The sequence below is a fragment of the Marinospirillum sp. genome (assembly GCF_014859565.1).
On sequence record NZ_JACUUA010000238.1, the window covers coordinates 1 to 4,679 of the forward strand.

At 49.1% G+C, this 4,679-nt stretch carries 7 protein-coding genes; 4 read left to right on the top strand and 3 right to left on the bottom strand.

What is annotated here, in order from left to right:
* Window positions 1–207: 207 nt before the first annotated feature.
* Entirely contained in the window at window positions 208–792 is a 585-nt protein-coding gene (locus tag IBX50_RS17355; RefSeq protein ID WP_292257557.1) for a Fe-Mn family superoxide dismutase, read from the top strand.
* Window positions 793–841: 49 nt separating this feature from the next.
* Window positions 842–967 (top strand): hypothetical protein, encoded by a 126-nt coding sequence (locus tag IBX50_RS17360; protein ID WP_292257558.1) that lies wholly within the window; start codon window positions 842–844, stop codon window positions 965–967.
* Between the two features lie 201 nt (window positions 968–1,168).
* Here the strand turns inward: IBX50_RS17360 and IBX50_RS17365 are convergent, their stop codons facing one another.
* Complete coding sequence (locus IBX50_RS17365) at window positions 1,169–1,744, bottom strand: glutathione S-transferase family protein (protein ID WP_292257559.1); 576 nt, start codon at window positions 1,742–1,744, stop codon at window positions 1,169–1,171.
* 50 nt (window positions 1,745–1,794) lie between these two features.
* Complete coding sequence (locus IBX50_RS17370) at window positions 1,795–2,052, bottom strand: DUF2798 domain-containing protein (RefSeq protein ID WP_292257560.1); 258 nt, start codon at window positions 2,050–2,052, stop codon at window positions 1,795–1,797.
* 169 nt (window positions 2,053–2,221) lie between these two features.
* On the opposite strand from IBX50_RS17370, the gene IBX50_RS17375 reads away from it, so the two are divergent.
* Together IBX50_RS17375 and htpG are read left to right on the top strand one after the other, a co-directional pair.
* Window positions 2,222–2,365 (top strand): hypothetical protein, encoded by a 144-nt coding sequence (locus IBX50_RS17375; protein WP_292257561.1) that lies wholly within the window; start codon window positions 2,222–2,224, stop codon window positions 2,363–2,365.
* A gap of 87 nt (window positions 2,366–2,452) precedes the next feature.
* Entirely contained in the window at window positions 2,453–4,360 is a 1,908-nt protein-coding gene (htpG, locus tag IBX50_RS17380; protein ID WP_292257562.1) for a molecular chaperone HtpG, read from the top strand.
* Between the two features lie 36 nt (window positions 4,361–4,396).
* Here htpG and IBX50_RS20775 read toward each other — a convergent pair whose 3' ends face one another.
* Window positions 4,397–4,573 carry a zinc ribbon domain-containing protein gene (locus IBX50_RS20775; protein WP_366930747.1) on the bottom strand — a complete coding sequence of 59 codons (177 nt, stop codon included), beginning with the start codon at window positions 4,571–4,573 and terminating at the stop codon, window positions 4,397–4,399.
* Window positions 4,574–4,679: the final 106 nt, after the last annotated feature.

The following is a 4,679-nucleotide window of genomic DNA, read 5'->3' on the forward strand; positions in this document are numbered from 1 at the left end:
AGCTAGCCCGACACTTTTAATTCTTGACGCTGGCTGTATCAGTTCCGGCTATAACCAACCAAAACAGTCGGAATTGTCAGGCTGTTCAGGTAATGGTATTATTCGACTGTTTTCATTGATTTGTGTCAGGGGACCTTGAAAGTGATAAATCCTGCCACCATGTTATGAATAAGCAATCATTTGATGATCAAAAAAAGGAGAGTCACCATGGCTTTTGAATTACCGGCACTGCCCTATGCAAAAAATGCACTGGAACCACACATTTCTGCTGAAACCCTGGAATTCCACCACGGTAAACACCATAACACCTACGTGACCAAGCTGAATGGTCTGGTGCCCGGCAGTGAGTACGAAGGCAAAAGCCTGGAAGAGATCATCAAGGCCTCCAAATCCGGCCCGGTGTTCAACAACGCTGCTCAGGTCTGGAACCACACCTTTTACTGGAACTGCCTGACTCCTAATGCTGGCGGCGCTGCCAAGGGTGCCATCGCTGATGCCATCAACGCCAAGTGGGGTTCTTTTGAAGCCTTCCAGAAAGAATTTGATGACAAGGCCGTGAACAACTTTGGTTCTTCCTGGACCTGGTTGGTCAAAAATGCGGCTGGCGAGCTGGAAATTGTTAACACTTCCAACGCAGGTACACCCATGACTGAAGGTCACACTGCACTGCTGACTGTTGACCTGTGGGAACACGCCTACTACATCGACTTCCGCAACCTGCGTCCCAAGTACCTGGAAGCTTTCTGGGCACTGGTGAACTGGGACTTCGTAAACCAAAACTTCGCTGGCTGATTTTCCTACCTCGTATGTACCAAAACCCGGCCTTCGCCGGGTTTTTTGTTTGCCCGGCGAAGCCGGCAAACCCGGTCACCTGAAAGAAGGTGACGTCACCCTGACTGAGGGGGAAGACAATTCGAATGGCAAGGGCGTTGCTGGCCAACGGCTGGGTCTGGCTGAACGCGGCTAGTCCGCTGGCTCACTTGGCGATCCCCAATGCTTACTTGCACGAAGAACTGAAGTTAGTGGATCTAACGAAGGTGAAAACTGGAATCACTGTCCCTGAGTTCGGGGTGAAGTTAGTGACATGAGCCGTATACGAGGCCCGTACGTATGGTTTTGTGAGAGGGATGAGGCGGCAACGCCTCACCCTACTCGATATTAAATGCTGTTAAGCAAGGCGAGGATCAGTTTTGATCACATGGTCGTGTTGCTGGTGTTTGTTACGAAAGGCCATCAGTGCCGGTGTGTTTTCCAGATTGAACATTTCACGCAGCTCAATCCAGTCCAGCAGGCAATAAAGGCAGATGGCCGGGTAGTTCCAGTTGCTGAAACGACCACTGCTGACCAGGCCTTCAAGATGCATCATCAAACTGTTGATGCGTTCACGCTGCAAGTTGAAATACAGTGCATCCTGCTCAATATCCAGCCCGGATTTTTTCAGCAGAAATAGTTGTACAAAAGCCAGGCTGGCTTCATCAATCAAAGTCAGGTCATTTTCATCCTGAATGTCGAGTTCTTCACGTTGCTGTTTATCATTCAGATAGTTAAAAATCACTCGTGAATCATAAATTCGCTCCTTGCCAATCTCCAGTAAGGGGATTTTCCGTGCCGGGCTGATGGCTTCCAGTTGTGCCCGTCCATTCGGCGAAAAAATATCCAGTGCAATAAACTGGTAATCGGCATGTTCCAGCCAGATTCGCAGACGACGTACAAAGGGTGAAGTCGCCGAGCCGTAAAGTTTCATATTCACTCCTGATCTGTCCGCTGGGTATAAAGCTGAGTGTAGGTGATTGTTTAATCTTTACCAGTGTCTTGTTTTTGTGGTGCTTTTTTGATGAGGCGTGCTGCAAGTGTCTGAAGTTTGGGCGCACCAACCAGAATCAGTACAAAAGCAATTGGCCAGGCGATATAGAAGGCTCGCCACCAACGTGCAACAAAGTTACCGTCGATCCCGGTATTCACCAGGGTAATAACAAACGTCATGATGCTAACCATGTAAATCGACATGATGAACGAAAAAACGTAACGAGCAAAACGGGGTGGAAACAGCATAAAACCCTCCTGATGTATTTAAGCTTTTGCTTATTTTATAGACTTGTCAGACTACTGCCTAGCGATTCTGTTGCTGCTGGTTGCATCCCGGTTTGTTAGTGGACTTTCCCTTACATCCAGCAATGGGTATGCTTATCAAACAAGTGTTTGTAACAACTGGAAGAATTCCATGACCAATGAACAGCGCATGACGGGATTGAGGCGGCTGGGTAAGCGTGTAGTGAATGTTTCGGTCTTTGCCTGGCAGGGCGATCGCCGTGCTGAACCGGTTGCACAGGCAAGAGCTCATCTGGTCTGGCCGGAACAGGGTTGAAATTCTGCTGACTGCCCCCATTAATTCGGACATCCCTAGAGGTATTTTTTTCAGCAACAATCAATGAAGTTCAGGAGTCCGTTAAACATGAGCCAGGCAGAAAAACAAACACTGGGTTTTCAGACCGAAGTTAAACAGCTGCTGCACCTGATGGTGCACGCCTTGTACTCCAATCGGGAAATCTTTCTGCGCGAACTTGTATCCAATGCTTCGGATGCATGTGACAAGCTGCGTTTTCAGGCGATTGCTCATCCGGCTCTGCTGGAAGAAGACGCAGACCTGCACGTACGCATCAGCTTTGATGAGTCGTCCAACATTGTGACGCTGGAAGACAACGGCATCGGCATGAGCCGTGAAGATGTGATTGCCAACCTGGGCACTATCGCTCGTTCCGGCACCGCTGACTTTATGAAACAACTGACCGGTGATCAGAAAAAAGACTCTCATCTGATTGGTCAGTTTGGCGTGGGTTTTTACTCCGCTTTTATTGTTGCCGATGAAGTCACCGTGGAAACCCGTAAAGCGGGTGCGGCACTGGCCGATGCAGTACGCTGGGTCTCCAAAGGAGATGGTGAGTTTACGGTGGAGTCCATTGAGCGTGCTGCCCGTGGCACTCGTATCACCCTGCACCTTAAAGAAGATGCCAAGGAATATGCCAATGGCTGGCGGCTGCGTAATATCATCCAGAAGTATTCAGATCATATCGGTTTACCGATCCAGTTGCAGAAAGATGTTGAAGTGGATGGTGAGTCCGATACCGCTGAAAAAGCCACGGCTGTTGAATGGGAAACCGTCAACAAGGCTAATGCCCTGTGGACTCGCAGCAAAAATGACATCAAGGAAGAAGAATACCAAGAGTTTTACAAACACGTTGCCCATGATTTTGAAGACCCGTTGGACTGGAGTCATAACAAGGTGGAAGGCAAGCAGGAGTACACCTCGCTGCTGTATGTACCAAAACGTGCCCCTTATGACCTCTATCACCGCGAAGCCCCGCGTGGTCTAAAACTCTACGTTCAACGGGTATTTATCCTTGATAACGCTGAGCAGTTTCTGCCGCTCTACCTGCGTTTTATCAAAGGGGTGGTGGACTCTTCCGATCTGCCGCTGAACATCTCTCGTGAAATTCTGCAGCAGAACCCGCAGATCGACAGCATGAAAACTGCACTCACCAAACGAGTGTTGAGCCTGCTGGAGAAGATGTCAGAAGATAAAGAAAAGTATCAAATCTTCTGGAAAGAATTTGGTCAGGCCTTAAAAGAAGGCTCGGGTGAAGACTATGCCAATCGTGAACGTATTGCCGGTTTGCTGCGTTTCAGCTCCACCAGCGAAAACGAACAAACGGTCAGCTTGGCAGATTATGTCAGCCGTATGAAAGATGGTCAGGATAAGCTTTATTATCTGGTCGGTGAAAGTTTGGCACAGGTTAAATCCAGCCCGCATCTGGAAGTCTTCCGCAAAAAAGGCATTGAAGTACTGCTGCTGACTGATCGCATTGATGAGTGGCTGATGAGCCATCTGAATGAGTTTGACGGTAAGTCTTTTGTGGATGTAGCGCGGGGTGATCTAGATCTGGGAGCGCTGGACTCTGAAGAAGAGAAAAAAGCTCAGGAAGAAGTCAGCGAAACCAAGAAAGATTTGCTGGAGCGTATCAAAAAAGTGCTTGAAGAACGAGTCAGTGAAGTACGTGTTTCCACGCGCCTGACGGATTCACCGGCAGTACTGGTGATTGGTGCCGGTGATCTGGGTATGCAGATGCGTAAAATTCTGGAGGCTGCGGGTCAGAAAGCACCAGACAGCAAACCCATTCTGGAGATCAATCCTGCCCATCCGTTGATTGAACGGCTGGAGTCAGAACAAAAGGAACAGCAGTTCAGCGAGTTGTCTTTGCTGCTGTGTGATCAGGCCGCTCTGGCTGCCGGTGAAAGCTTGGAAGATCCAGGTCAGTTTGTGCAGCGCCTGAATCGCCTGTTGCTGGAGTTGAGTAACAGGTGACGGCTCCCCGCCCTTTTGGGCGAGGCTTCCAACTTCTCAGGCAGCTGCGAGTAAGTGACTCGTCTTACGCTTGCCACCATTGGCAGAGGCCGACAGTCCTGCGGCCTTTAATTTCAACATACCCTGCGCTCGAAGGTTGAGCGCAGCATTCACATCTCGATCTCGATCTGCCAAGCACGCTGGACACTGCCATTGAGGGATGGTTAATGGCAAATCAGCAATTCCCGCTTTTAAAAAGATACTTTAAAAAAAACAGCCTGTTATGCGCTATTGTAGAGAAAGGCTTCGTAAACCTCATTGCGTTGATAGCACTAGTTTG

Bases quoted from the DNA above. Each gene is read 5' to 3' on its own strand.
- IBX50_RS17370 (WP_292257560.1), bottom strand. From the start codon at position 2,052: ATGCTGTTTCCACCCCGTTTTGCTCGTTACGTTTTTTCGTTCATCATG.
- IBX50_RS17365 (WP_292257559.1), bottom strand. From the start codon at position 1,744: ATGAAACTTTACGGCTCGGCGACTTCACCCTTTGTACGTCGTCTGCGA.
- IBX50_RS17355 (WP_292257557.1), top strand. From the start codon at position 208: ATGGCTTTTGAATTACCGGCACTGCCCTATGCAAAAAATGCACTGGAA.
- IBX50_RS17375 (WP_292257561.1), top strand. From the start codon at position 2,222: ATGACCAATGAACAGCGCATGACGGGATTGAGGCGGCTGGGTAAGCGT.
- htpG (WP_292257562.1), top strand. From the start codon at position 2,453: ATGAGCCAGGCAGAAAAACAAACACTGGGTTTTCAGACCGAAGTTAAA.